This window comes from Planococcus sp. TJ-201, assembly GCF_058268495.1.
The window spans coordinates 53129-75405 of sequence record NZ_JBZDOG010000009.1 but is presented as its reverse complement, the minus strand read 5'-3'; the positions used below and the strand labels follow the sequence as shown (position 1 = coordinate 75405).

Annotated in this window: 23 protein-coding genes; 7 read left to right on the top strand and 16 right to left on the bottom strand. The window is 44.2% G+C overall.

Annotation, left to right across the window (positions count from 1 at the left end; genetic code table 11):
* Positions 1-3 precede the first annotated feature (3 nt).
* From AC4EG4_RS17365 to mutY, 6 genes are all read right to left on the bottom strand, one after another.
* Positions 4-987, bottom strand: a complete 984-nt coding sequence (locus AC4EG4_RS17365; protein ID WP_490979982.1) for an ABC transporter ATP-binding protein — start codon at positions 985-987, stop codon at positions 4-6.
* Positions 962-1981, bottom strand: a complete 1020-nt coding sequence (locus AC4EG4_RS17360) for an ABC transporter ATP-binding protein (RefSeq protein ID WP_490979983.1) — start codon at positions 1979-1981, stop codon at positions 962-964. The genes AC4EG4_RS17365 and AC4EG4_RS17360 overlap by 26 nt, the downstream gene beginning before the upstream one ends.
* A gap of 150 nt (positions 1982-2131) precedes the next feature.
* On the bottom strand, positions 2132-3877 hold the full coding sequence (locus tag AC4EG4_RS17355) for an ABC transporter ATP-binding protein (RefSeq protein ID WP_490979984.1): 1746 nt from the start codon (positions 3875-3877) through the stop codon (positions 2132-2134).
* Between the two features lie 59 nt (positions 3878-3936).
* Entirely contained in the window at positions 3937-4482 is a 546-nt protein-coding gene (gene ntdP, locus AC4EG4_RS17350) for a nucleoside tri-diphosphate phosphatase (protein WP_142829796.1), read from the bottom strand.
* A gap of 103 nt (positions 4483-4585) precedes the next feature.
* Positions 4586-5332, bottom strand: a complete 747-nt coding sequence (fabL, locus tag AC4EG4_RS17345; protein ID WP_490980047.1) for an enoyl-[acyl-carrier-protein] reductase FabL — start codon at positions 5330-5332, stop codon at positions 4586-4588.
* A gap of 2 nt (positions 5333-5334) precedes the next feature.
* A complete protein-coding gene (gene mutY, locus AC4EG4_RS17340) occupies positions 5335-6384 on the bottom strand; it encodes an A/G-specific adenine glycosylase (RefSeq protein WP_490980048.1) in 1050 nt (349 codons plus the stop codon).
* Positions 6385-6614: 230 nt separating this feature from the next.
* Here mutY and AC4EG4_RS17335 point away from each other — a divergent pair, with 230 nt between their 5' ends.
* Positions 6615-7595 (top strand): metal-dependent hydrolase, encoded by a 981-nt coding sequence (locus AC4EG4_RS17335; protein ID WP_490979985.1) that lies wholly within the window; start codon positions 6615-6617, stop codon positions 7593-7595.
* A gap of 86 nt (positions 7596-7681) precedes the next feature.
* On the opposite strand, the gene AC4EG4_RS17330 is transcribed toward AC4EG4_RS17335, so the two are convergent.
* The 3 genes from AC4EG4_RS17330 to recX are packed head-to-tail and all read right to left on the bottom strand — an operon-like array spanning position 7682 to position 9069.
* Positions 7682-7933: a YfhJ family protein gene (locus AC4EG4_RS17330; RefSeq protein WP_490979986.1), complete on the bottom strand. Its 252-nt coding sequence runs from the start codon at positions 7931-7933 to the stop codon at positions 7682-7684.
* A gap of 4 nt (positions 7934-7937) precedes the next feature.
* Positions 7938-8270, bottom strand: a complete 333-nt coding sequence (locus AC4EG4_RS17325) for a YfhH family protein (RefSeq protein ID WP_490979987.1) — start codon at positions 8268-8270, stop codon at positions 7938-7940.
* Positions 8263-9069: a recombination regulator RecX gene (gene recX / locus AC4EG4_RS17320; RefSeq protein WP_490988530.1), complete on the bottom strand. Its 807-nt coding sequence runs from the start codon at positions 9067-9069 to the stop codon at positions 8263-8265. The genes AC4EG4_RS17325 and recX overlap by 8 nt, the downstream gene beginning before the upstream one ends.
* A 211-nt stretch (positions 9070-9280) precedes the next feature.
* Between recX and AC4EG4_RS17315 the strand changes: the two genes are divergently transcribed.
* Both AC4EG4_RS17315 and rlmD read left to right on the top strand, forming a co-directional pair.
* Positions 9281-10180 carry a TIGR01777 family oxidoreductase gene (locus tag AC4EG4_RS17315; RefSeq protein WP_490988529.1) on the top strand — a complete coding sequence of 300 codons (900 nt, stop codon included), beginning with the start codon at positions 9281-9283 and terminating at the stop codon, positions 10178-10180.
* 41 nt (positions 10181-10221) lie between these two features.
* Entirely contained in the window at positions 10222-11586 is a 1365-nt protein-coding gene (rlmD, locus tag AC4EG4_RS17310) for a 23S rRNA (uracil(1939)-C(5))-methyltransferase RlmD (protein WP_490988528.1), read from the top strand.
* A 420-nt stretch (positions 11587-12006) separates the two neighbouring features.
* Here the strand turns inward: rlmD and AC4EG4_RS17305 are convergent, their stop codons facing one another.
* Positions 12007-13185, bottom strand: coding sequence for an MFS transporter (locus AC4EG4_RS17305; RefSeq protein ID WP_490988527.1), 1179 nt, complete (start codon positions 13183-13185; stop codon positions 12007-12009).
* 79 nt (positions 13186-13264) lie between these two features.
* Between AC4EG4_RS17305 and AC4EG4_RS17300 the strand changes: the two genes are divergently transcribed.
* Positions 13265-13645 (top strand): OsmC family protein, encoded by a 381-nt coding sequence (locus tag AC4EG4_RS17300; RefSeq protein ID WP_490979992.1) that lies wholly within the window; start codon positions 13265-13267, stop codon positions 13643-13645.
* Between the two features lie 333 nt (positions 13646-13978).
* Entirely contained in the window at positions 13979-14173 is a 195-nt protein-coding gene (locus AC4EG4_RS17295; protein WP_490979993.1) for an SE1561 family protein, read from the top strand.
* Between the two features lie 160 nt (positions 14174-14333).
* Here AC4EG4_RS17295 and AC4EG4_RS17290 read toward each other — a convergent pair whose 3' ends face one another.
* Together AC4EG4_RS17290 and AC4EG4_RS17285 are read right to left on the bottom strand one after the other, a co-directional pair.
* Positions 14334-15170, bottom strand: coding sequence for a YihY/virulence factor BrkB family protein (locus tag AC4EG4_RS17290; protein ID WP_490988526.1), 837 nt, complete (start codon positions 15168-15170; stop codon positions 14334-14336).
* Positions 15171-15240: 70 nt separating this feature from the next.
* Positions 15241-15777 (bottom strand): YtxH domain-containing protein, encoded by a 537-nt coding sequence (locus tag AC4EG4_RS17285; protein ID WP_490988525.1) that lies wholly within the window; start codon positions 15775-15777, stop codon positions 15241-15243.
* A gap of 190 nt (positions 15778-15967) precedes the next feature.
* Between AC4EG4_RS17285 and AC4EG4_RS17280 the strand changes: the two genes are divergently transcribed.
* Positions 15968-17329 carry an alanine/glycine:cation symporter family protein gene (locus AC4EG4_RS17280; RefSeq protein WP_490979996.1) on the top strand — a complete coding sequence of 454 codons (1362 nt, stop codon included), beginning with the start codon at positions 15968-15970 and terminating at the stop codon, positions 17327-17329.
* A gap of 58 nt (positions 17330-17387) precedes the next feature.
* On the top strand, positions 17388-17609 hold the full coding sequence (locus tag AC4EG4_RS17275) for a DUF1128 domain-containing protein (protein ID WP_490988524.1): 222 nt from the start codon (positions 17388-17390) through the stop codon (positions 17607-17609).
* A gap of 232 nt (positions 17610-17841) precedes the next feature.
* Here AC4EG4_RS17275 and AC4EG4_RS17270 read toward each other — a convergent pair whose 3' ends face one another.
* The 4 genes from AC4EG4_RS17270 to AC4EG4_RS17255 all read right to left on the bottom strand — a co-directional run bounded on the left by AC4EG4_RS17270 (position 17842) and on the right by AC4EG4_RS17255 (position 22246).
* Positions 17842-18828, bottom strand: coding sequence for a class I SAM-dependent methyltransferase (locus AC4EG4_RS17270; RefSeq protein WP_490979998.1), 987 nt, complete (start codon positions 18826-18828; stop codon positions 17842-17844).
* The gene (locus AC4EG4_RS17265; protein WP_490988533.1) at positions 18825-20132 is read right to left on the bottom strand and encodes an FAD-dependent oxidoreductase; all 1308 of its coding nucleotides are present in this window, start codon (positions 20130-20132) and stop codon (positions 18825-18827) included. Before AC4EG4_RS17265 ends, AC4EG4_RS17270 begins: the two co-directional genes overlap by 4 nt.
* A gap of 111 nt (positions 20133-20243) precedes the next feature.
* Positions 20244-21155, bottom strand: coding sequence for a pseudouridine-5'-phosphate glycosidase (locus AC4EG4_RS17260; protein ID WP_490988523.1), 912 nt, complete (start codon positions 21153-21155; stop codon positions 20244-20246).
* The gene (locus AC4EG4_RS17255; protein ID WP_490988522.1) at positions 21152-22246 is read right to left on the bottom strand and encodes a carbohydrate kinase family protein; all 1095 of its coding nucleotides are present in this window, start codon (positions 22244-22246) and stop codon (positions 21152-21154) included. The genes AC4EG4_RS17260 and AC4EG4_RS17255 overlap by 4 nt, the downstream gene beginning before the upstream one ends.
* Positions 22247-22277: the final 31 nt, after the last annotated feature.

The following is a 22277-nucleotide window of genomic DNA, read 5'->3' as shown; positions in this document are numbered from 1 at the left end:
TTATCATTGCGGCTTGCATTCTTCGTAAAGATGGCAAGCTACAGAATGACCTTTTTCAACTTCTGCAAAAATTGGCGCAGCCTGTGAACAAATATCCATTTTGAACGGACAACGCGTATGGAACCTGCATCCGCTCGGTGGATTTGCCGGGCTTGGAACATCTCCTGTAATAACGACTTCTTCCCGGACGAACGCAGGGTCAGGTACCGGAACAGCAGCTAATAAAGCTTGTGTATAGGGATGCAATGGTTTTTCGTACAAGTCTTCGGTATTCGCAAGCTCTGCCATTTGCCCGAGATACATAACTCCGACACGATCGCTGATATGGCGAACCACCCCTAAATCATGGGCAATGAAAATATATGTCAGCTTCAGCTCTTTTTGTAGATCCTGCATCAAGTTTAAAACCTGTGCCTGAATCGATACATCAAGTGCTGATACAGGTTCATCCGCGATAATCAGTTTTGGATTTGTCATCAAGGCACGTGCAATGCCGATCCGTTGACGCTGCCCACCACTAAATTGATGCGGGTAACGTTTTGCGTGATAGCTGCTCAGGCCAACAATTTCCAAAAACTCGTGAACTTTCTTTTTGCGTTCTTTCGGGTCGCCAATGTCGTGGACATTGAGCGGCTCCATCAGTATTTTTTCAATCGTGTGGCGAGGATTTAATGACGCATATGGATCCTGGAAAACCATCTGAATATCCCGGCGTGCTTTGCGCATATCGTTATTGGACAAGCTGGTCAATTCCTGGCCATCAAAGGTTACGGTTCCTTCTGTTGGTTCCAGAAGGCGCATCAGCATGCGTCCAGTCGTGGATTTCCCACAGCCTGATTCGCCAACAATACCCAAAGTCTCACCTTCTTGAACAGTAAATGACACATCATCTACTGCTTTTACATGGTTGCTGACTTTGCCTAAGATGCCTGATTTAATCGGAAAATACTTTTTCAGCCCTTCAACTTTTAACAACGGTTCTGTCATGCGACTGTACCTCCTTCGGATCAAATAGGAAACAACGGGTTTGGTGATTATCCGCTGTTTGGTACAGTTCCGGCGTTTCTCCTATGCAGCGGTCAAACGCAAACTCACAGCGCGCAGCAAACTTACAGCCCGTTTTGATCGTTCCCGGCTTTGGAACGTTGCCAGGAATTGAGTACAAACGCTCTTTTTTAAAACGCATATCAGGAACCGATTCCAGCAAACCTTTCGTATATGGATGCTGCGGATCGTTGAATATGGTATGGACCGGACCTTCTTCAACCACCTTGCCCGCATACATGACAACAACCCGTTCACAAGTTTCGGCCACTACCCCTAAATCATGAGTAATTAACAAAACAGCCGTATTCAAGCGTTCATTTAAGTTTTTAATCAGTTTCAAAATTTGCGATTGAATTGTGACATCAAGTGCTGTTGTCGGTTCATCTGCAATCAATACTTTCGGGTCGCATAACAAGGCCATTGCGATCATGACTCGTTGGCGCATGCCGCCTGAAAGCTGATGCGGATATTCTTTCATCAATCCTTCCGGACGTGGCAAACCTACCAACTTCATCATTTCGATGCCGCGTTCTTGAATTTGTTTTTTCGACCAATCCCGCTTGTGGATTTTGATTGCTTCACGAAGTTGATCGCCAATCGTGAACAATGGATTGAGCGAAGTCATCGGTTCCTGGAAAATCATCGCAATATCGTTGCCTCTGATTCCCCTCATTTCTTTCTCGGATAATTTTGTCAAATCCTTATCCTGAAATAAAATTTCGCCTCCTGTAATTTTTCCTGGAGGACTTGGAACCAACCCCATTATCGATAGTGAGGTAACACTTTTCCCGCATCCTGATTCACCGACGATGCCAAGGACTTCACCTTCTCGTATGTAAAAATCTACATTGTCTACTGCTGGTATCTCTCCATCATCTGTGAAAAAGGATGTTTTCAAACCTTTAACGTCTAAGATGGTTTTGCGTTCGTTCATGATGATCCCCCTTTTGCACAAAAATGATTCAGATTATTCTCCTTCTTTCAATTATACGTAATAGTATTATTAATGCAATATCTTTTTTGGTCTGCAGAAAATTGGGAGCATAGAAAAAAGCCTCCAAAAACTGGAGGCTTCGAGAAAAAATCAATTAAAATGCTGAACTTGGAACAAGCTAGAATAAACGCCCTGTTGTTTCATTAGTTCATTATGCGTCCCGCTTTCGGCAAGTTTGCCGTGATCAATCACTAAAATTTGGTCCGCATGAGTAATCGTCGAAAGACGATGTGCAACAATAAGCGTCGTCCGGTCATGTGCCAAACGCTCCAATGAATCTTGAATCAATGCTTCACTTTCAAGGTCGAGGGCAGATGTGGCTTCATCCAAAATCAAAATTGGGGGATTTTTCAAGAACACTCGTGCAATCGCTACACGCTGTTTTTGCCCGCCGGATAATTTCACGCCGCGCTCTCCGACCTTCGTGTCATAGCCTTCCGGAAGCTGCGAAATGAATTCGTCCGCATTGGCTGCTTTCGCAGCTGCGATTACTTCTTCATCCGTTGCTCCGGGTTTCCCCATTAGGATATTGGCTTTCACAGAATCACTGAAGAGAATGGAGTCTTGTAAAACCAAACCGATTTGATCACGCAAAGTATGGGTCGTCACATCACGCAAATCGTGGTCATCCATGTAGATGCCGCCGCTTGTCACATCGTAGAATCGAGGAATCAGCGAGACGATGGTCGATTTCCCGCCGCCGCTCATTCCGACAAATGCGACCGTTTCTCCCGGTTTCACGGTAAAGTTTAAATCCGTCAGCACTTCCGATCCGCCATCATTGTAATGGAAAGAAACGTTGCGGAATTCCAGTTTGCCGTCGACTACTTTCAAGTCGCGCGCTTTTTCCTTGTCGGTCACATCATAATCTTCATCGATCAGCTCAAAAACGCGGTCCATAGAGGCCAGTGACTGCACCAGCGTCGTTGAAGAATTCACCAAACGGCGCAGTGGATTATAAAGCCGTTCAATGTAAGCAATAAATGCTACCATCGTACCCAGCGTCAGATTGCCCTCAATCACTTGGTAACCGGCATAGCCGATAACCAATAAAGGCGCAACGTCCGTAATGGTATTGACGACCGCAAATGCTTTGGCATTCCATTTCGTATGGTCGATGGCTTTTTCCAGAAACTGATCGTTTGTGTCATTGAAAATTTTCTGTTCATGCTTCTCAAGTGCAAAACTTTTGATAATACTCATGCCCTGCACACGCTCATGCAAGTAGCTTTGAACATTGGCTAAAGCTTGCGAACGCTCCCGGGTCAAGTCGCGAAGCCGCCCAAAGAAATACTTGACGCTGAATGCGTAGAACGGGAATGCCAACAACGCCACGATAGTTAAAGATACGTCCATCGTCAGCATAATGATGATCGCGATCAGAATTGTTGCGAGATCCAACCAAACATTCATTAATCCAATCATAACGAAGTTTTTAGTTTGTTCGACATCATTAATGACGCGTGAAATGATTTCACCTGCGCGTGTATTGGCATAATAGCGCAAGCTCAACCGCTGCAAATGGCCATAAAGATAGCCGCGGATGTCGTAAAGGATTTTATTGCTGACATACTGTGCATAATATTGGCGATAGTATTCAATTGGTGGGCGCAGGAGGAAAAAGACAATTGCCGTTCCTCCAAGCCATAAATAAAGTTGTTCCAGCTTTTCAGCATTCGACAGTGCATCCGCACCGATAATGTCATCAATGACGATTTTAATCAGCAATGGGATAAAAAGCGGAATCGCAAACTTGAATATCCCGATAAAAATCGTTAGCGCAATTTGCCAATAATACGGTTTGACGAATTGCATATAGCGTTTCATACTGCTCAACACTTTCACTCCATTCTATTCAAAACGAAAAACCTGTTGGCAAGCAACAGGTTTTCATCTTAATCACGAATCCGGTTTAATCTATGAAATTCATAGCGGTTCGTCCATACTTCGATAAAGTCCTGGGCAAATGGCCCTCTGCGCTGTTTGATCCAGCCAATCAGCTTCTCCACATTTCGATGGAGAATTTGATCGATCACTTCAGGATAACCCATTTGCCGCTTATGGTCTTCATATTCGTCTTCATCCAACAACGTGTAAGACATGTCTGGAAACACTTTTACATCCAAGTCATAATCGATGTACTTTAACGAGCCATTATTATAAACGAATGGGGAACTGACATTGCAATAATAATAAACACCGTCGTCTCGGAGCATACAGATGATATTGAACCAATGCTCTGCGTGGAAATAACAGATTGACGGCTCACGCGTCAACCAGGTTCGGCCATCGGATTCTGTCACTAGCGTCCGTTCGTTTGCACCAATTACAATGTTGTTCGTACCTTTCAGTACAGTTGTTTCCTGCCAGACACGGTGGATTCGGCCGTTGTGTTTGTAACTGTGGATTTGGATTGTTTCACCCTCCGCAGGAATCGCCATGTACTATCCCACCTTCTTGTCTAAGCCTTTATTTATCTGCTATTTCAGTATTATATCAATCAATTCTGAAAACATACAGCAATAAGGCAGAAGAACCAAGGGATTACATGACGACCGAACGCCCACCATCCACAATAATTGTTTGGCCTCGGATCATATCTGAATCAGAAGAAATCAGGAACAAAGCAGCTTTGACCATGTCTTCAATCTCGACCATTCGGCCTGCTGGTGTATTGACGCGGGCATCGTTCAACAAATCTTCACGGTTTGGAAAATGCTTTAATGCTTCTGTATCAAGCGCTCCGCCAGACACTGTATTGACAGCAATTCCAAGGGGTGCCAGTTCAACAGCTAAGTAGCGTGTAATGGACTCTACCGCTGCTTTTGAAACTCCTATCGTTGTATAATTTTCCAAATAACGAATCGATCCAAGTGAACTGATGCCAACGATTTTGCCGCCTTTGTCCATCAATTTCGCTGCTTCTTGCGCGCCAAACAGCATCGCTTTCGCGTTGATATTCATAGTCCAATCCCAATGAGACTCTTCCAATTCCATGATTGGGCGCAACACACCGGAAGCTGCATTCGATACGAAAACATCCAGGCGGCCAAATTCTTCTTTAATGGTCTCAAACATGCCGCGGAGCTTCTCGACATCTCCGACATTTGCACGGACCAATAAAGCTTTTTGTCCTCTTGCTTCGATTTCTTTTACGGTATCAAGTGCCGCGGTTTTGCTGCGTGCATAATTGACAACGATGTCATACCCCTGATCTGCAAGAGCAATCGCCATCGCCTTGCCGAGACCTCTGCTGCTGCCTGTCACCAATGCTACTTTTTGTTCTGTCATCATCAAACATCTCCTCTTTGCTGTAAAGCTGTTTTCATTTTTTGGACCGGTCCTGCAATCGGCAATAAATCCAATTCTTCGGCTGTCACCCATCTCATATGAGCAGGTGCAACAATATTTTCACTGTCGGCAATAAAGCCATCCACATTCCATGTTAAATGAGAAAAGACATGTTTGAAAGAAGTAATTTTCTCGGCTTTGTCCACCACGCCTTTCAAACTTTCAGACAGCTGCTCTTCGATTTCGAGCGGCAGCACATCTGCTGTCGTTTCCAGCATCGGGAATTGCCACATATTTGCCAGCAATCCAGTAGTCGGACGCTGTTCCATCAGCACTTTGTTTTGATTGCGGATTGCAACCATAGCGTATTGCAGTGATTTTGTTTTTTTCGCTTTGGTTTTGATTGGCAGATCATGCTGCTTGCCTTCGTGAAAAGCGGCGCAATGTTCACGGACTGGACACAACAAGCATTTTGGTGAAGTAGGCGTACAGATTAAGGCACCCAACTCCATCAAGCCTTGGTTAAATGATGAAGGGTCTTCATGGCTGATGATTTCGGTAACAGCTTCTTCAAAGATTTTTCGTGTTTTCGGTTTGGCGATATCTTCCTCTATCAGCAGGATGCGTGATAATACACGCATAACATTGCCATCTACGGCATGCTCCGGAACACCGTATGCAATACTCAAGACCGCACCTGCTGTATAAGGGCCAACACCTTTTAAAGAAGAAATTTCTTTCCGGTTATTCGGAACAATTCCGCCATAGTTCTCAGCTACTTCTTTGACTCCGGCCTGGAGGTTGCGTGCCCGGGAATAATAACCCAGCCCTTCCCACTGCTTCAGCAAGACTTGTTCGTCGGCTTCAGCCAAGTCATTCAAAGTAGGAAATTTCTCGATAAAGCGTTTATAATAAGGGATAACCGTATCTACTCGTGTTTGCTGCAGCATAATTTCTGAGATCCAGATTTGATAAGGATCTGCTGTTCGTCGCCAAGGCAAATCTCTTTTTTCTGCCGCAAACCAGCTGATCAAGTCATGTTGAAATTGCATCTTTTCTATATTAATAAGGTTTGCCTCCATTCGGTTTGATTATTCCAATCACGTTTCGGGTATATACGGAAGTGAGGAATGAGTTTATTTTAACAAAACTTTTCAATTCCCCATAAAGAGAAACTTCAATCAGACTTTTACGGTCAGTGGATCTCCCACCTTCAAGTGGGAGTTTTGCTGTCCGTAAAAGTGGGGTAAAATTAACTTCGTTAGAGAGGGGAAATGAGGCAATGGATACAGGAACGCATATCGTCATGGGCATTGCTCTTGGCGGCCTCGCAATGGCCGATCCGGCTGTCGCCAGCCACCCCGTCACCATGACCGCAGTTGTTTCCGGTGTCATTATCGGTTCTTTAGCACCGGACGTTGACACCGTCCTAAAACTTCGCGACAACGCCGTATATATCCGGCATCATCGTGGCGCTACCCATTCGATTCCTGCAGTACTGACGTGGCCGTTATTGATTGCGGGCGGGCTATCTCTTATTTTTCCAGAAGCCAATCTGCTCCACCTATGGCTTTGGACTTTTCTAGCCGTCTTTATGCATGTGTTTGTCGACATCTTCAATTCGTATGGGACTCAAGCTCTCCGTCCATTTTCCAATCGGTGGGTTGCACTTGGCGTGATCAACACGTTTGACCCCATCATTTTTGGAGCACATGTGCTGGCCTTAACGATTTGGGCATTTGGTGCCGACCCTGTTTGGACTGTTGGCATTTTGTATGTTGCTATGCTCTTCTATTATATTGCAAGATTTGCGGTGCAGGCTGCCATCAAGCACGCCGTGCGAAATACGATTCCGGGAGCCGCAGAAGTTTTTGTCGCACCAACGATGCGCTTTTTCCATTGGCGGGTAGCTGCAGATACAGACCGCCACCATTACGTTGGCCGAGCATACGGTCGGACCATCAATATCTATGATAAGTTTATGAAAAAAGAGTTGCCTGAGAACAGCTTGATCCAAGCAGCGTTAAAAGATAAGAACATCGCCGCATTCATCTCCTTTTCACCATTGTACCGTTGGGAGATTAATGAATACGGAGATGTGTTTGAAGTAAGACTCATTGATCTGCGTTACCGCAGCAACGATTATTACCCTTTTGTTGCAGTGGCGCATCTGGACAAAGAGTTTAAAATCATCAATTCCTACACTGGATGGATCTTCAGTGAAGATAAGCTAAGAAAAAAATTGGATTTTAGCCACAATTAGAAAACGCACACCTCAAGGTGCGCGTTTTCTTTTTTATGCTTGAGCAAACTTAACAGTATAGAAACCAAGCTTTTAAAACTCTTTCGTTAATCTTTAAGCAAGTGTGTGTATTTGGGATTGGTGCTCGCAAACTCATGTATTTTGTCGCCATAGCTGTCAATCCACTGGCGCATCACTTTTTCCACAACCGCTGTTCCCTGATAGTCGTATCCAGCTTTAGCGTAGGAAGATTCAAAGTCAGAAGCCAATAACTCTATCCAAATCCGTGCTTTTTCTTCTGATAAATTCGGATTTTTTTCCATTAATTCGATTGTTAATTGATCAATAATTTCTTTCATCTGCTTACTTCCCTTCTTTTAACGGACGCAACATGGAAATCGGCAGCGCCTCTGTATGTTTTTCTCCACCCATGCGATACCCCCAGGCAAAAAGGCCTTTTAAGTAATCAATTTGGAAATAGACATTGGGGTCTCCTTCAATGCGGTATACTTCCCCTTTTTTAAAATCAGCAGGGTCTACAAGATAAGCTGCTGCCATTACGGCTTTTCGCTCCAGCACAGCAAACTCATTGACAATGCCTAACTGTTCAGCTTTTCGGGCTTTTTCTTTCAGACGTGCAATCTCCCCGCGAAGTTCATGTTCTGTCATATCGCTATAGCGCTTTTCTTCAGTCATCTTCAAGCTCCTTTTTATCCAGGTAATCATTGATCACTTCACCAGGAAAACCTTTTTGGTAAAGCCCCTGTTTAACTTTTGACTTTAAATCATAGCCTGTCAGTTTCGAACTGTGCTTGCGCCATAATTTATCTCCTTGTTCTGCGACAATTTCCGACCATTGATCGTCATCTTTTTCGAGGTCCAGCTCTGCAATCGCTAGTTTAATCAGCGAATAGTTGTAGCCTTTTCTCAGCAACGTATCGCTGATTTTTTGGTGGATTTGACTTGGTGTTTTCATCTTTTCCTTAAGTGCAATTTTTTCTGCAAGGGCTTTGGCAATTTCCAATTGTTCTTCCTCGGAATAAGAATCCAGAACATCTTTTTGCATTTGCTTGTCAATCCCTCTCTTTTGCATATCCTGCTGAATTGCACGCGGACCTTTTTTGCCCGATTTGATTTGCGTCCGCATCAGCGCCTCTGAGAATTGCTGATCATCCAGAAAGTTATGCGTATACAATTTTTTAACAGCTTCATCTATTACGGCATCTCCGTATTCTTTTTCTTTCAGTTTCTGGCGTACTTCTCCTTCGCTCCTCATTCGGAACCCAAGATAGTATAGAGCTTTGTTATAGGCTTTGCGGACTTCATCCTCGAAGTTAATTTCTTCGATGGTCCATTGGTCCAACTCTTTCCCTTTTGTGAGCTGATGCCTGACAAGCACCGCTTCATCCACGCTAAAAGCATACTTATCTTCAAAAAAGATATTGTACCTTTCAGGATTTTTCTTTCCCTGCGTGATTTTTGAAATAATCGGCATTTACTGGCACCTCTCTTCTTCTTGTATTATACACCTTCCAGGCAAACAATGGCATAGCCGGACGCCTAAAAGGGTATGCTGTATATATATTTATGCCTTGCATATCTGGAGTTGAGTCCAGCATTATCAAATGTCAAAACTCTAAGACATAGAAATGGCATGGCTGGACCTTTAGTTTTACTAATTACAATAAAAATTGGAGGCGTTGAAAATGAAAGTAGCAATTACTGGCGGAACTGGATTTGTAGGTAGAGAACTCACACGCATGCTGTTGGAACGAGGGGATGAAGTAATCATTTTGACAAGAAAACCAAAAGCCCCTTCCGGTAATATTACATACGTCGAATGGCTGACACAAAAGGCCCTTCCTGAAAAACAGCTTGAAGGCATTGATGCTTTTGTCAATTTAGCCGGCGCTTCCATAAATGATGGGCGTTGGAGTGAAGAACAGAAAAAACTGATTTACTCAAGCCGTATGGATGCTACCAATGAATTGCTGCGAATTTTTGAGAAATTGAACCAAAAACCAAAAGTGCTTGTGAACGCCAGCGCTATTGGTATTTATCCACCATCGGAAACAGTTACTTATACAGAGGCTTCCGCCGATCGCGGATCTGATTTCCTGGCACAAACTGTCCGTGATTGGGAGATTCTAGCTGCACGAGCAGAGGATTACGGATTGCGGGTAGCGTGCGGCAGATTCGGGATCGTTCTTGGAAAAGATGAAGGGGCACTGCCGCTCATGGCTTTGCCGTATAAATTATTTGGAGGCGGCACGGTGGGCTCCGGCAGACAATGGCTGTCATGGATTCATGTAAAAGACACCGCACGGGCATTGATTTTTGCGATTGATAACGATCAACTACGAGGGGCATTTAATGTTGCATCTCCACAGCCAAAACAAATGAAAGAATTCGGCAAAGAGATTGCACATGTGCTCCGCAGGCCTCATTGGATTCCAGTGCCATCATTTGCATTAAAAACAGCTTTAGGCGATAAAAGCCAATTGGTTCTTGAAGGGCAGCGGGTCCTGCCTACTGTACTCGAACAGCATGGTTTTCAGTTCAAGTTCCCCAACTTACGATCGGCACTGGCTGATATCTACAAATAAGGCTATAATGGGGGGATGATTAGCTGAAGGACGTGAAACCCATGAACGATAAACCCATTATTGAAGAAGGCCAAAAATTTCCGATGACCATTAAACGGCTCGGCATTAACGGCGAAGGCATTGGCTATTTCAAGCGCAATGTAGTATTCGTCCCTGGAGCATTGCCGGGTGAAGAAATTACCGCGCAAGTAACTGTAGTTAAGCGCAACTTTGCAGAAGCACGGATTGTCAAAATGCGCACGTCTTCACCTCACCGCCAAACACCCCCGTGCCCGATTTACGAGGCATGCGGCGGCTGCCAATTACAGCATATGACCTATGACCAGCAACTGGTCGAAAAACGAGATCTTGTTGTGCAGGCATTGGAGCGGTACTTGAAAGGCACAAAAGTCCATGTCGAAAAAACTATCGGCATGGAAGACCCGTGGCATTACCGCAACAAAAGCCAATTCCAAACACGCCTGAAAGGCTCGAAAGTCATCGCTGGCTTATTCGCAGAAGGTTCCCATCAATTGTTGGATATTGAGCAATGCATCGTTCAACATCCGGATACGACGGTGATTACCAATGCAGTCAAACGGATTTTAGAAGAACTGAAAATGCCGATTTACGATGGCAAGACCATGAAGGGCATTATCCGGACGATTGTCGTCCGCACCGGTGTTAAAACTGGAGAAATCCAACTGGTTTTAGTAACAACACGATCGAAAATTCCACAAAAAGAATTATTGCTGAAACGTCTGAAAAAAATTGATACGAACCTTGTATCCATCGTCCAAAACATCAACAAAGAAAAAACCTCCCTTATTTTTGGAGATGAGACGATCACATTGTTCGGCAAAGACACCATTCATGAAGAGTTAGGTGAATTGGCATTCGACTTGTCAGCACGTGCTTTTTTCCAGCTCAATCCAACACAAACCGTTCATTTATACAATGAAATCAAACGCGCTGCTGAATTGACCGGCCAGGAAAAAGTGGTCGATGCCTATTGCGGCGTCGGCACCATTGGCCTTTGGCTGGCAGACAGTGCCAAAGAAATTCGTGGGATGGACGTTATTCACGAAAGTGTCGTCGATGCAAAAGCCAATGCCAAAAAGCAAGGCTATGCAGCGAAGTATGTGACAGGTACAGCAGAAAAATGGCTAGAGCTTTGGAGCAACGAAGGATTCGTTCCTGATGTGCTGACGGTCGATCCGCCGCGTACTGGATTGGCGGATTCGCTGCTGAAAACCATCTTGAAAGTAAAACCGAAACGCTTTGTCTACACATCGTGCAACCCTTCCACATTGGCAAAGGATTTGCAGCAACTAACAAAAATCTACCGAATCGAATACATTCAACCGGTAGACATGTTCCCACAAACCGCACAAGTCGAATCCGTAACAAAATTGGTATTGAAGTAAGAAAAGCGCAAGCTGCCGTGTAGATTCGACGGGCATAAGACGCGCTGGCTGTGCGGCATGTTTTCAGCCGCATAGCCAGAGTGGCTTATGACCCTAGAATCTGGCTGCTGAAGCCTGGACACCAAAGAAAAGCGCAAGCGCCCGTGTAAGTCCGACGGGCATAAGACGCTCCGGCGAAGCGGCATATTTTCAGCCGCACAGCTGGAGGGGCTTATGACCCTAGGACTTGGGCGCTGGAGTCTGGACAAAGAAAAGCGCAAGCGCCCGTGTAGATTCGACGGGCATAAGACGCGCTGGCTGTGCGGCATGTTTTCAGCCGCATAGCCAGAGTGGCTTATGACCCTGTGCGTTGAATTCTTAATAACAAAAAAAGCTGGACCGGAGAAAGTTATTCTCCGGTCCAGCTTTTTTAACACTACTTTATAACGCATCTGCTCTTTTAGTGTTGCCTTTCATCGCAATTAACAGCAAAATCAACAGCAAAATCCCGGAGATCAGCAGCAAAAAACTAAGCCCTCCAGAGTATTCAATAAATAATCCACCGAGCGATGGCCCCGCCAGACTCCCAATGCTAAATGCGATTCCGCACAGCAAGTTCCCCGTCGGCAATAAGTCTTTGGGCATCAAATCTGCCATATAAGAAATGCCTAGCGAAAACGTGGAGCCTACAAACATGCCCGCCAGTGCAAAAAGTGAAACGGTCAGCCAGGCATTGGATTCGTAGAAGCTTGCAGTTGCAAAGGTTGCAGATCCACCTGCTAAGATCAGCAATAACACCTTTCTTCTGCCAATCCGATCGCTTAAATTTCCCAGTGGCAATTGTGTCGCAATCGCTCCCAATGAAAAAGCAGCAAGCATGATAGAAACCATTCCTACTTCTATCGACTGCCGCAAAGCGTAAACTGGATAGATGGCATGAAGCGAGGCCTCCAAAAAACCATAGCCAAGCGGCGGCAGGAACGCGACCCATGCGATAATCAAAGCTGCTTTAAACCGTCCTAATGTTCCTCTTGCAGTCATACTGCCTCCAGAAAATTCCGGAAAGTCGTTCTTTAATAGAAAGACCAATGACCAGGCAATTAAACAAAGAATTCCTGAAACAATAAATGGCAACGCCTCGAACACTTCTACCATCGGCACAAACAGAGGACCCGCCCCAAAACCGATGCTGAATGACATTCCGTATATAGCGATATTGCGACCCAGCCTGTGTTGCGGTGACGTACTCGTAATCCAGGTTTGCGTCGAAAAATGCAGCGCCTGATCACCTATTCCAATTAATATGCGGAGCACAAACCAGAAAAGTACGGATTTCCATAACGGAAAAAGCAAAAGAGAAAGAATGACCAGTCCCCCACCCACTAAAATTAACGGCTTATAGCCAAATTTTCGCAGCTGCGGCTCCATAAATGGTGCGACTACCAGCGTTCCTACGTACAAGCCGGTGGCACTTAATCCATTTAATGCAGACGAGACACTATCTTGTTCAAAAATCACTGCAATAAGCGGCAGCAGCATGCCTTGCGAGAAACCAGAAATGGAGACGATTGCCACCAAAATCCAGAACCGGCCACGTTCACTTTTCAAAAAACTTTTCATGATGCCTCCCCGAACAAGCCCGTTCTTTTGTATTTAATAAGAATTCAGATACAATTCTAACATAGGGAGGCGTTAACAGATGAATTATTCTATGAACAAAAATGGCTTTACCGGATATTTACCTTTTGGTGAACTCGAAATCTCAAGCAATGAAGAGTATGGATTTCGTCCGTATCAATTACTTGTTTCATCATTGGCTGTGTGCAGCGGTGGGGTTATGAGAAAAGTGCTTGATAAAATGAGAATGCCTGCTGAAGATATTCAAATCGAGGTCAAAGAGATTGTCCGCAATGCAGAAGAAGCAGATCGGGTTGAAAAGGTCCATCTGCATTTTGTCGTAACTGGCGATATCACTAGAGAAAAAATGCCACGCATTATGGAGTTAACACGAAAAAACTGTTCGATGGTTCAGTCGGTCAAGGATTCAATTGAAATCATTGAAACTTTCGAAATCCGTTAACCATCATAAAAGGCTCATTCCGCATCTGATTTCCAGATTGTGGATGAGCCTTTACGTTTTATATACAGGTAAGTTATGTTTCATAATCCCATTTTCGGTTAAGACACCGATGAAATGTGCGAACCGCCTCCTTTGATATTCCTGATGTTGTGGTTTGGTTTCGCTGATTCCCTTCGGCCTCCCCTCTCTTTTGATTAAACTTAATTTAACACAAACTTTATATTAAGTAAATATTCTAAATAGATAAACGAGTAAAATAATTAGTTCTACCTATAGTTATTGAAATCGTCTCCATAATCCGTTACGATTAACATGCGAAATGAGGTGTAACCAATGGGGAAATCCATTACAAACAAAGAACAGCAAGTCTCTTACATGAAACAGCGCTTAAGCATGTTTTTAGAAGTATTAGATGCAATTGAACCGGAGAACACAGAACTCGAAGATATAGATCGGTTGATTGCGATGGTTGATGACTTGGACAACAAGATGAAACAATTTCAGGACCGTCCAACCGAAGAACAGTAAGCAGAAAATCCGTTGCCTACCCGGCATCGGATTTTTTCTTTAATAGAATGCAGCAAGCTTTATAAACGTAGGAGTGTGATGCGACACTAGAAGCTGAAACTGACCCACTAAGGTGAACATTCACTTTGTCCTACAAACAAAAAGCATCTTGAACAACTGTTCAAGATGCTTTTTGTTTATTATAGTGACGACGCTCTCTCATCACGGCATTGATCTGCCCGCCAATAATCAATAACATCGCTGAAATATAAAGCCACAGCATCAAGATAATTACGCCCCCGATACTCCCATAAGTGGCAGAAAAGTTGCCAAAGTTACTGACGTAAATGGAAAACAAGTAAGAAGTGACAATCCAACCAAGAGCTGCAAATGCGGCACCCGCCAACACGCTTAAAATATTCATCTTCACATTTGGAGCCAACCAATAGATGATGGCGCAAGCGACAAATGTGATGAGGGCCGGAATGGTAAATCGAATTGAGCTCCACAAAGCGAGAAATCCTTCTTCCAAGCCGAGGAATGAAAAGATTAATAATCCAAGCTGCTCACCAAATACAGGCAATGCCAATGCAACAATCAAGATAAAGATCAATAGAATGGTCATCAAAATCGACATGCCACGCGCGATAAGAAGCGGCCGGTTTTCAGTCACCTTATAAGAGAGGTTTAGTGATTTGATCAAGGCATCCATACCAAGGCTTGCCGACCAGATTGTTGCTAAAATACCGAACGACAATAGCCCTGTATTTTGATTCGTTAAGATTTCTGCCAAGGTGCTCTCAATCAACACATAAACTTCTGCCGGAACCACTTCTTCCATAAAACCAAAAATTTGATCTTGCGATAACGATAAATACGGCAACAGGGTCACCAGGAAAATCAGCAAAGGAAAAATTGATAAAAGGAAAAAAAACGCCAACTGTGCTCCAAGTCCTGGCACGTCGACGTCTTTAATCCGCTGGAGCAATTCTTTCAGAAAACCTTTTCTCGTGGTCACATCGTAGCTTACTGCGTGATCACTGCTATGGTTTTCTTGCTGTCCTGCAGGTTTTGAGGGAGTAATCGGCTTATGACCGATTCCCAGAATTTGAGTTCGTGCCAGACTGATTGCCTGTCCCTGATTTGTTGTTTGATGACGAATTATTATTTGAAGATGAATTGTTGCTCGATGAATTGCTGTTTGATTTTGAAGATGAATCCTTATCCTCTGTCAAAGAAGAAGTTGGAGATGGGTTGTCTTCTTTAACAGCTGAAATTACATCATCTTTCGTTTCAACAACTGCATTTTTTGTATCCATAAATGCTTCTTTTGTTTCTAATGCCATTTCTTTCACTTGTGGAGACATTTCTTTCAACTCATTCACTTTGCTGCCCACATAAGAAGCATCTTCTGAAATGCGTGAGTACAAGTTTTGAGCTCTTTCAGCTTGTTGCTGGAAAGCTTGCACTAATTCTTCTTTATTTGAAGCATAATATTTTGCACTGCTGCCTGCTTTTTTCGATTTTTGCACAACATCATTTCTTGTATTGCTATCAAGTAGTGAGATAAGTACCCCCACTGCTGCTCCTACTAATAAACCTGTCATTAATTTGTTTTGACTCATCCTAAATTCCTCCCAGTATTAAAATATGTTTTTCACATCTGTTAGGAATTTTCCCTAATCTTTAAAATTCTAAACACTTATGCATAAGTTATTTTTTAAAAATAACTTGACTATATTGAAAAAGTTTCGGAATATTATGTTTACAGGAGGTTTTTTAAGAAAGATAAGATGATAAAAAGGGGGAGCATTGATGGAACAGATCGAAGAACTATTGGGCACTATCAGCGGTTATGTATGGGGACCGCCTTTATTAATTTTATTAGTAGGAACTGGAATTTTCTTAACTGTCCGACTCGGACTTCTGCAAATCCGTCTATTGCCTTACGCCCTAAAGTTGGTCTTTACCAAGAACACGGATACAACCTCCAAGGGAGATATCAGTCATTTCCAGGCACTCTCTACAGCAATGGCTGCAACAGTTGGAACCGGTAATATTGTCGGTGTCGCAACAGCCGTCATTCTCGGCGGACCAGGTGCTGTTTTCTGGATGTGGTTTTCTGCATTCTTCGGTATGGCTACTAAATATGGTGAGGCTGTTCTTGCAGTCAAATACCGGGTGGTTGATGCCAGAGGCCAAATGGCCGGCGGACCCATGTACTACCTTGAACATGGGTTGAAACAGAAATGGCTGGCTGTTATGTTCGCCATCTTCGGTGCACTGGCTGCTTTTGGGATCGGCAACGGTACCCAATCAAACTCTGTTGCTTCTGTTGTCCGTGATACGTTCAGTGTCCCAACATGGATCACAGGAATTATTTTAACTGTTTTCACTGCATTGGTATTACTTGGCGGCATTAAAAGTATTGGCCGCGTCACTTCATACTTTGTTCCTTTTATGGCGTTATTCTACATAATCGCAGGAATTATCATTATGATTTTCAATATGGATTTAATTCCTGGAGCTCTAGCTACAATCTTCAGTGCTGCATTCACAGGTGAAGCGGCAGTCGGCGGAGCAATCGGTGCAGCTATCCGCTATGGTGTGGCGCGAGGCGTATTCTCCAATGAAGCTGGCCTTGGATCTGCTCCAATCGCTGCTGCTGCAGCCATTACAGATCTTCCAGGACGCCAAGCATTGGTTTCCATGACACAGGTGTTTTTCGATACGCTCATCATTTGTTCGATTACCGGTGTCACAATTGTAATGTCTGGTCTGTATACAGACAAATCACTTGAAGGTGCTGCACTAACAACAGCTGCCTTTGAACAGTTCCTGGGAGGTGCTGGCCCGATTGTAGTAGCCATCGGTTTGATTTTCTTCGCCTCTTCGACAATTATCGGTTGGTCTTATTATGGAGAAAAATGTTTCCAGTACTTGTTCAAAAATCCGGCTTTGCTTATTGTTTACCGCATCGCGTTCGTGTTAATGGTGTACGTCGGTGCAACAGTTTCACTTGATGTTGTTTGGTCATTCTCTGATGTTATGAACGGTTTGATGGCGTTCCCGAACTTGATTGGATTACTTGGCTTATCCGGCGTCATTGTTTACGAGACAAAACGCATTATTGCCAAAATCAAAGAAGAAAAAGAAGCCGAACGCGCTGGCAATTGACATTGCTTTTGAATAATGAAATGATAAAGCATACCCACCCGAAAGGCAGGAACTTATCATGGACTTATCAAAACCGTCTCCAGAAAACGTCAGCTTTATGATTGAAGAAATAAAAGCAAAACTGCGCATGGTCAATGTTGATGCAATGAAAGCTGAGCACTTTAACGCTTCCCAATACGAAGATTTGCAGGAACTGTACGAAATGGTTTCAACCCGCGACAAATTCAGCACCAGTGAGATGCAAGCCATTGCCACTGAACTTGGTTCATTGCGCAAATAAGGCAAATAGAAATTCCCTGAAGGCTTTCCTTCAGGGAATTTTTTTGATTCACCTATTTTTGAACTTTAGCGATTCTCAGCTTATGCCTGTCGGAGCAAAACGGCTTCCTCAGCTTTTCTTTTTGGCCAGCTTCAGAAGCCAGGATCTCGGGTCATAAGCCAACCCGGCTGTGCGACTTAAAACACGTCGCTTCACCGGTCTGTCTTATGCCTGTCGAACCTTAACGGCTTCCTCAGCTTTTCTTTTCATACTGCACGATATACCAGCCGCCTTCTTTTATGACGGTTTGGATGCTGAGCAATTCGAGTCCTGCATTTTCTCCCCATTGGGCTAATTCTTCGCGCGTTGGCAAGCGATAAAGGTTGTCGAATGATGAAAAAAAGCTGTTGAAGACATTTGCGAATGGTGTGCTGTCGCTATCTCCCGCAATCGGTGTCACTACGGAAAGAATTCCTTCTTCTTTTATCCAGCTAGCCAGTTCAGTGAATAGATCCTGGCGTTTTTCAAGGGCGATATAGTGGATGACGTTGTTCATCATGACCATTCCCTGTAGTTGGGCAGGCTTGTATTGCCAAAGATCAGCATTTTCAATAGTGATGTTGCTGTTTTCTTTTGTCAGGATTTTTGCAACTTCAGTTACTGCCGGACTAATCTCAATTCCCGTGAAATGCGTTTTGGGAAAACGTTCAGCCAATTTCTTGATATAGCCGCCTTCTCCACAGCCAATATCCAAGACCGTATCCACTTCTTTTCCTTTAAGCCGCCGTGACATTTTCGGCAAAGCCAAGACCTCCAATAAACGGCTCGTTTCAGCAACAGTTGGTGCATGTTTTTCTTCATCAAAATGCAGGCGGTCCTGTTTGCGCATCATTTCTGGATAACTCAATAATGTAGGAATATGCAGCTCCATCATTTCCTTCAGCAACACACCTGAAGAGTTATTGCCTTTTGGTTTCGGTAATTTCCAAGCGTTCCATGTTTTGTAACGGTTTCTTCCTGCCTCTTTCAAATGGCCAATCGAAACACCTACGTTCACCCACTGATTCAACAGATCTTCGTCCAATTGAAGAGCATCTGCCACATCATACTTAGTCACCGGGCGTTCGAACGCTTTAAACAAATCCAATTCGTAGCCTACATAGGCATGCCAACTATACAAAAAAGGCTCGTTGCGCTTCATATACATTCTTGCTTTAAACATCTTCATGACATCGATCATGTGAGTCCCTCCGCTTTCCATGGGTAATCTTCTTCTGGTGTGTAATATTTCATTTCTTTTGTATCATCCGATAGATCTTTCATGCGGACAGGCATAATGCCTCCCTGGATAAAGCGGTCACGGAAATTTTCTTTCCACATGCCGAGTCCTGATACGTTCAACATTTGTTTAAAATGAAGGATTGGATCTTCTTCCATCCGTTCAAACGTCCGCTGGCGTATATAGCTAACCGGTTTAAACGGGAACGAATAGGCTAGTGCCGCCAAATGGCTCAATTGGATCACATGGTCTGCTCGTTTATAGCGTACGTCTTGATACCATTTTAAATTACTTTGCGCCATTTTTCCTTCTTTAAACATATCTGCGGTCAATTCACCCAGAATATCAGCATCTTGAATGGCCATATTCATGCCTTCACCTGCCATCGGATGGACAGCATGGCTGGCATCCCCAATAATGGCCTTGTTGCCGCTCACGTAGGAATTGGCATGGTACATAACGGGAATCATCAATTGGATTTTCTTCCAATCCGTCAATCGTTGAACATAGCCGTCTACTGCAGGTGCCAAATCAGTATACAGCTTATGAAAATGAGTAATCGGTTTTTCTTTCAGCTGCTTGTAGTCTCCTGGCGGAATCAGATACACGCTGCGCACTTGGTCGTCAGGCAATGGAAACAGGCCTAGAAATCGGTTGTATGTAGAAATAATTTTGCCATCCGTAAAATTTTCAGAACGCGGAAAGGTTACCGTTAAAAAATGATGGTTATAAGTAGTCTGCTTCACTTCGATTTCCATTGCCTTTCGCGTGACCGAAGACCGGCCTTCAGCACCAAAGAAAAACTGGGCTTTGACTTCAAATTTTTCCGTCCCTTTTTGAAGCAATGCTGTTCCTTCGCCATAACCTTTGCAGGAAGTGCCTTTTAGGTAATGAAAATTTTCATGTTCAGAAGCTGCTTTTAAAATAACAGCTTTGAGTTCTTCGTGATGCATCATGTATGCTGCATTGTACTTGCCGGGCAGCACACTGTAATCCATGAATGCCTGATCTTTCACTTGCAGGGAGCTTGAAAGTTCAAGCATATCCAGTACTTTAATTTCATTTGACCGATCACATATCTGTTCGTATAGTCCTAGGCCATCAAATATTTGCATACTTTTTGGCTGAAGAAGCTCTCCCTTATAAGTAGGTGCTTTCACAGCCATTCGTTCGGCGAGAACCACGTCGATTCCACGCTGCACCAGTTTCAATGCAAGCGTCAATCCACCGATTCCACCCCCTCCAATGAATACGTCAGTTTTCATCTGCTTCATCCCCTTCTTTCTCCTTACCCTGCCTTTAGGCCTGTGAAAACCCATTAAACCTCTCCAACAAAAAAAGAAGCCCTTAAATGGACTTCTTTTCACAAATTATTCTTAAAGTTGGTTGTATGCCACAGCAAGCTGAGCTCCGACTTTAGCATTGTGCTTAACCAATTCGATATTGGCAACTAAGCTTTTTCCTTCAGTCAATTCTTTAACTTTCCCCAAAAGAAACGGTGTCACTTCTTTTCCCGAAATGCCGTTGCTAGTTGCTTCCGCCATCGCTTGAGCGATAATGCTGTTGATGAACGATTCATCCAAGGCGTGTTCGGCAGGAATTGGATTGGCGATAACCGCTCCGCCTTTTATTCCCAAATCCCATTGTGCTTTCAGTACGTTGGCCAATTCGACTGATTCATCACTGCGAAACGTTAGATCAAAGCCACTTGAACGCGTATAGAATGCCGGCATTTCATCTGTTTGGAAGCCAATAACTGGAACACCTTTTGTCTCCAAATATTCCAATGTCAGGCCGATATCCAAAATCGATTTGGCGCCTGCACAAACAACTGCAACTCCCGTGGTCGACAACTCTTCTAAATCTGCTGAAATGTCCATTGTCGTTTCAGCACCTCTGTGTACCCCACCAATTCCGCCAGTAGCGAAAACCCGAATGCCTGCAAGCTCTGCACAAATCATCGTAGCAGCAACCGTTGTCGCACCAATTTTTTTCGTAGCGATCAATTGTCCGATGTCTCTTCTCGATACTTTGGAAACGCCCGGGCTATTGCCAAGCAACTCCAGCTCTTCCTCAGACAAACCAATTTTGATTTTGCCGTCCATAATCGCGATAGTCGCCGGAACTGCTCCGTTGTCACGGATAATTTGTTCCACCATACGAGCTGTTTCCACATTTTGCGGATAAGGCATGCCGTGTGAAATAATCGTCGATTCGAGGGCCACAATCGGCTTTTTGTCCTCTATTGCTTGCTGTACTTCAGTTGAATAAGAAATCATTGTTGTCATTGTAATTCCTCCAGTTCTTTTTGTAATTGTGCAGCTGTTAATTCAAGGCGCACAGTCGTATTGCTTTCCAATGTCTTGGCTGCATTGACCATAGCCGTCTGAATCGTAACATCAAACCCCTGTCCATCCATCACGCTGTGGACGATCGCACTGGAAAATGCATCACCAGCCCCGGTTACGTCCTCAACCTGTTCGACTGACATGGCGTGGTAATGGCGTATGCCAGCAGCATTTCCGGCTACCGCTCCATCTTTTCCTGCTGTAATAACCACTGCTTCTGCACCTCGAGCCAAAAGCTGTCCAACCGCCTGATGCCAATCTTCCATCGTATCTATGGATCGTTGCAAATACTTGCTGGCTTCGCCGCGGTTGAGAATTAACCAGCTGATGGCTGTCAAATCATTGCCCAGTCGTTCCATTTTCGGAGCCGACACCGGAATAACTGCCAGCGGAATATGATGGCTCAAAGCCAGCTGCCGAACATATTCCACCGTTTCCAGCGGACAGTTTAAATCAATGACGAGAAAAGCTGCTGACAACAGGACACTGTCATTTTTGGCAATGTACTCCGGTGTCAGCGAATCGTATATTTTCATATCCGCCATGGCCAGCAGCATTTCGCCATCAGGTTCTAAAATGGCTGTATAGGTTCCTGTTGAAAGTCCATCAATGGCTTTCGTCAATTCAGTCGACATAAAAGAGCTCGAAGCTGCTCTAATCAAATTCCATTCCGGATCATTGCCAACAATGGACAGGAGCTTGACCGACCGGCCGAGCCGACCTAAATTTTCCGCAACGTTTCTTGCGACTCCCCCAACACTTCCCGAAACCGATGCTGGATTGGAGGTACCCATCTGCGCCGTCTGGTCCATCAGGAATTTCCGATCGACATTTGCGCCTCCGATGCAAATGACTGTTTTTTCTTCTGGCAATACGTACGCACGTCCTAAGATCTTTCCTTGACGTATCAAATTCGAAATAAAGTTGGCAAGTGAAGGCCTGGACATATCCAAGTGCTCCGCCATTTCCTGTTGAGACAGATATGGATTGCGGCGAATCAGTTCCAGCACTTCTACTTCTTTCTGACTCATTTCATGACCACCTTTAAACATTTGTTTAAAT

Coding starts and splice junctions, on each gene's coding strand:
- AC4EG4_RS17360 (WP_490979983.1), bottom strand. CDS start 1,981: ATGAACGAACGCAAAACCATCTTAGACGTTAAAGGTTTGAAAACATCC.
- AC4EG4_RS17265 (WP_490988533.1), bottom strand. CDS start 20,132: ATGAAAACTGACGTATTCATTGGAGGGGGTGGAATCGGTGGATTGACG.
- AC4EG4_RS17325 (WP_490979987.1), bottom strand. CDS start 8,270: ATGACTGAAGAAAAGCGCTATAGCGATATGACAGAACATGAACTTCGC.
- recX (WP_490988530.1), bottom strand. CDS start 9,069: ATGCCGATTATTTCAAAAATCACGCAGGGAAAGAAAAATCCTGAAAGG.
- AC4EG4_RS17295 (WP_490979993.1), top strand. CDS start 13,979: ATGGGGAAATCCATTACAAACAAAGAACAGCAAGTCTCTTACATGAAA.
- AC4EG4_RS17270 (WP_490979998.1), bottom strand. CDS start 18,828: ATGATCGATGTCATGAAGATGTTTAAAGCAAGAATGTATATGAAGCGC.
- fabL (WP_490980047.1), bottom strand. CDS start 5,332: ATGACAGAACAAAAAGTAGCATTGGTGACAGGCAGCAGCAGAGGTCTC.
- AC4EG4_RS17315 (WP_490988529.1), top strand. CDS start 9,281: ATGAAAGTAGCAATTACTGGCGGAACTGGATTTGTAGGTAGAGAACTC.
- AC4EG4_RS17255 (WP_490988522.1), bottom strand. CDS start 22,246: ATGAGTCAGAAAGAAGTAGAAGTGCTGGAACTGATTCGCCGCAATCCA.
- AC4EG4_RS17285 (WP_490988525.1), bottom strand. CDS start 15,777: ATGAGTCAAAACAAATTAATGACAGGTTTATTAGTAGGAGCAGCAGTG.
- AC4EG4_RS17305 (WP_490988527.1), bottom strand. CDS start 13,185: ATGAAAAGTTTTTTGAAAAGTGAACGTGGCCGGTTCTGGATTTTGGTG.
- AC4EG4_RS17275 (WP_490988524.1), top strand. CDS start 17,388: ATGGACTTATCAAAACCGTCTCCAGAAAACGTCAGCTTTATGATTGAA.
- ntdP (WP_142829796.1), bottom strand. CDS start 4,482: ATGGCGATTCCTGCGGAGGGTGAAACAATCCAAATCCACAGTTACAAA.
- AC4EG4_RS17365 (WP_490979982.1), bottom strand. CDS start 987: ATGACAGAACCGTTGTTAAAAGTTGAAGGGCTGAAAAAGTATTTTCCG.
- AC4EG4_RS17260 (WP_490988523.1), bottom strand. CDS start 21,155: ATGACAACAATGATTTCTTATTCAACTGAAGTACAGCAAGCAATAGAG.
- AC4EG4_RS17335 (WP_490979985.1), top strand. CDS start 6,615: ATGGATACAGGAACGCATATCGTCATGGGCATTGCTCTTGGCGGCCTC.
- AC4EG4_RS17330 (WP_490979986.1), bottom strand. CDS start 7,933: ATGAAAGAAATTATTGATCAATTAACAATCGAATTAATGGAAAAAAAT.
- mutY (WP_490980048.1), bottom strand. CDS start 6,384: ATGCAATTTCAACATGACTTGATCAGCTGGTTTGCGGCAGAAAAAAGA.
- AC4EG4_RS17300 (WP_490979992.1), top strand. CDS start 13,265: ATGAATTATTCTATGAACAAAAATGGCTTTACCGGATATTTACCTTTT.
- rlmD (WP_490988528.1), top strand. CDS start 10,222: ATGAACGATAAACCCATTATTGAAGAAGGCCAAAAATTTCCGATGACC.
- AC4EG4_RS17280 (WP_490979996.1), top strand. CDS start 15,968: ATGGAACAGATCGAAGAACTATTGGGCACTATCAGCGGTTATGTATGG.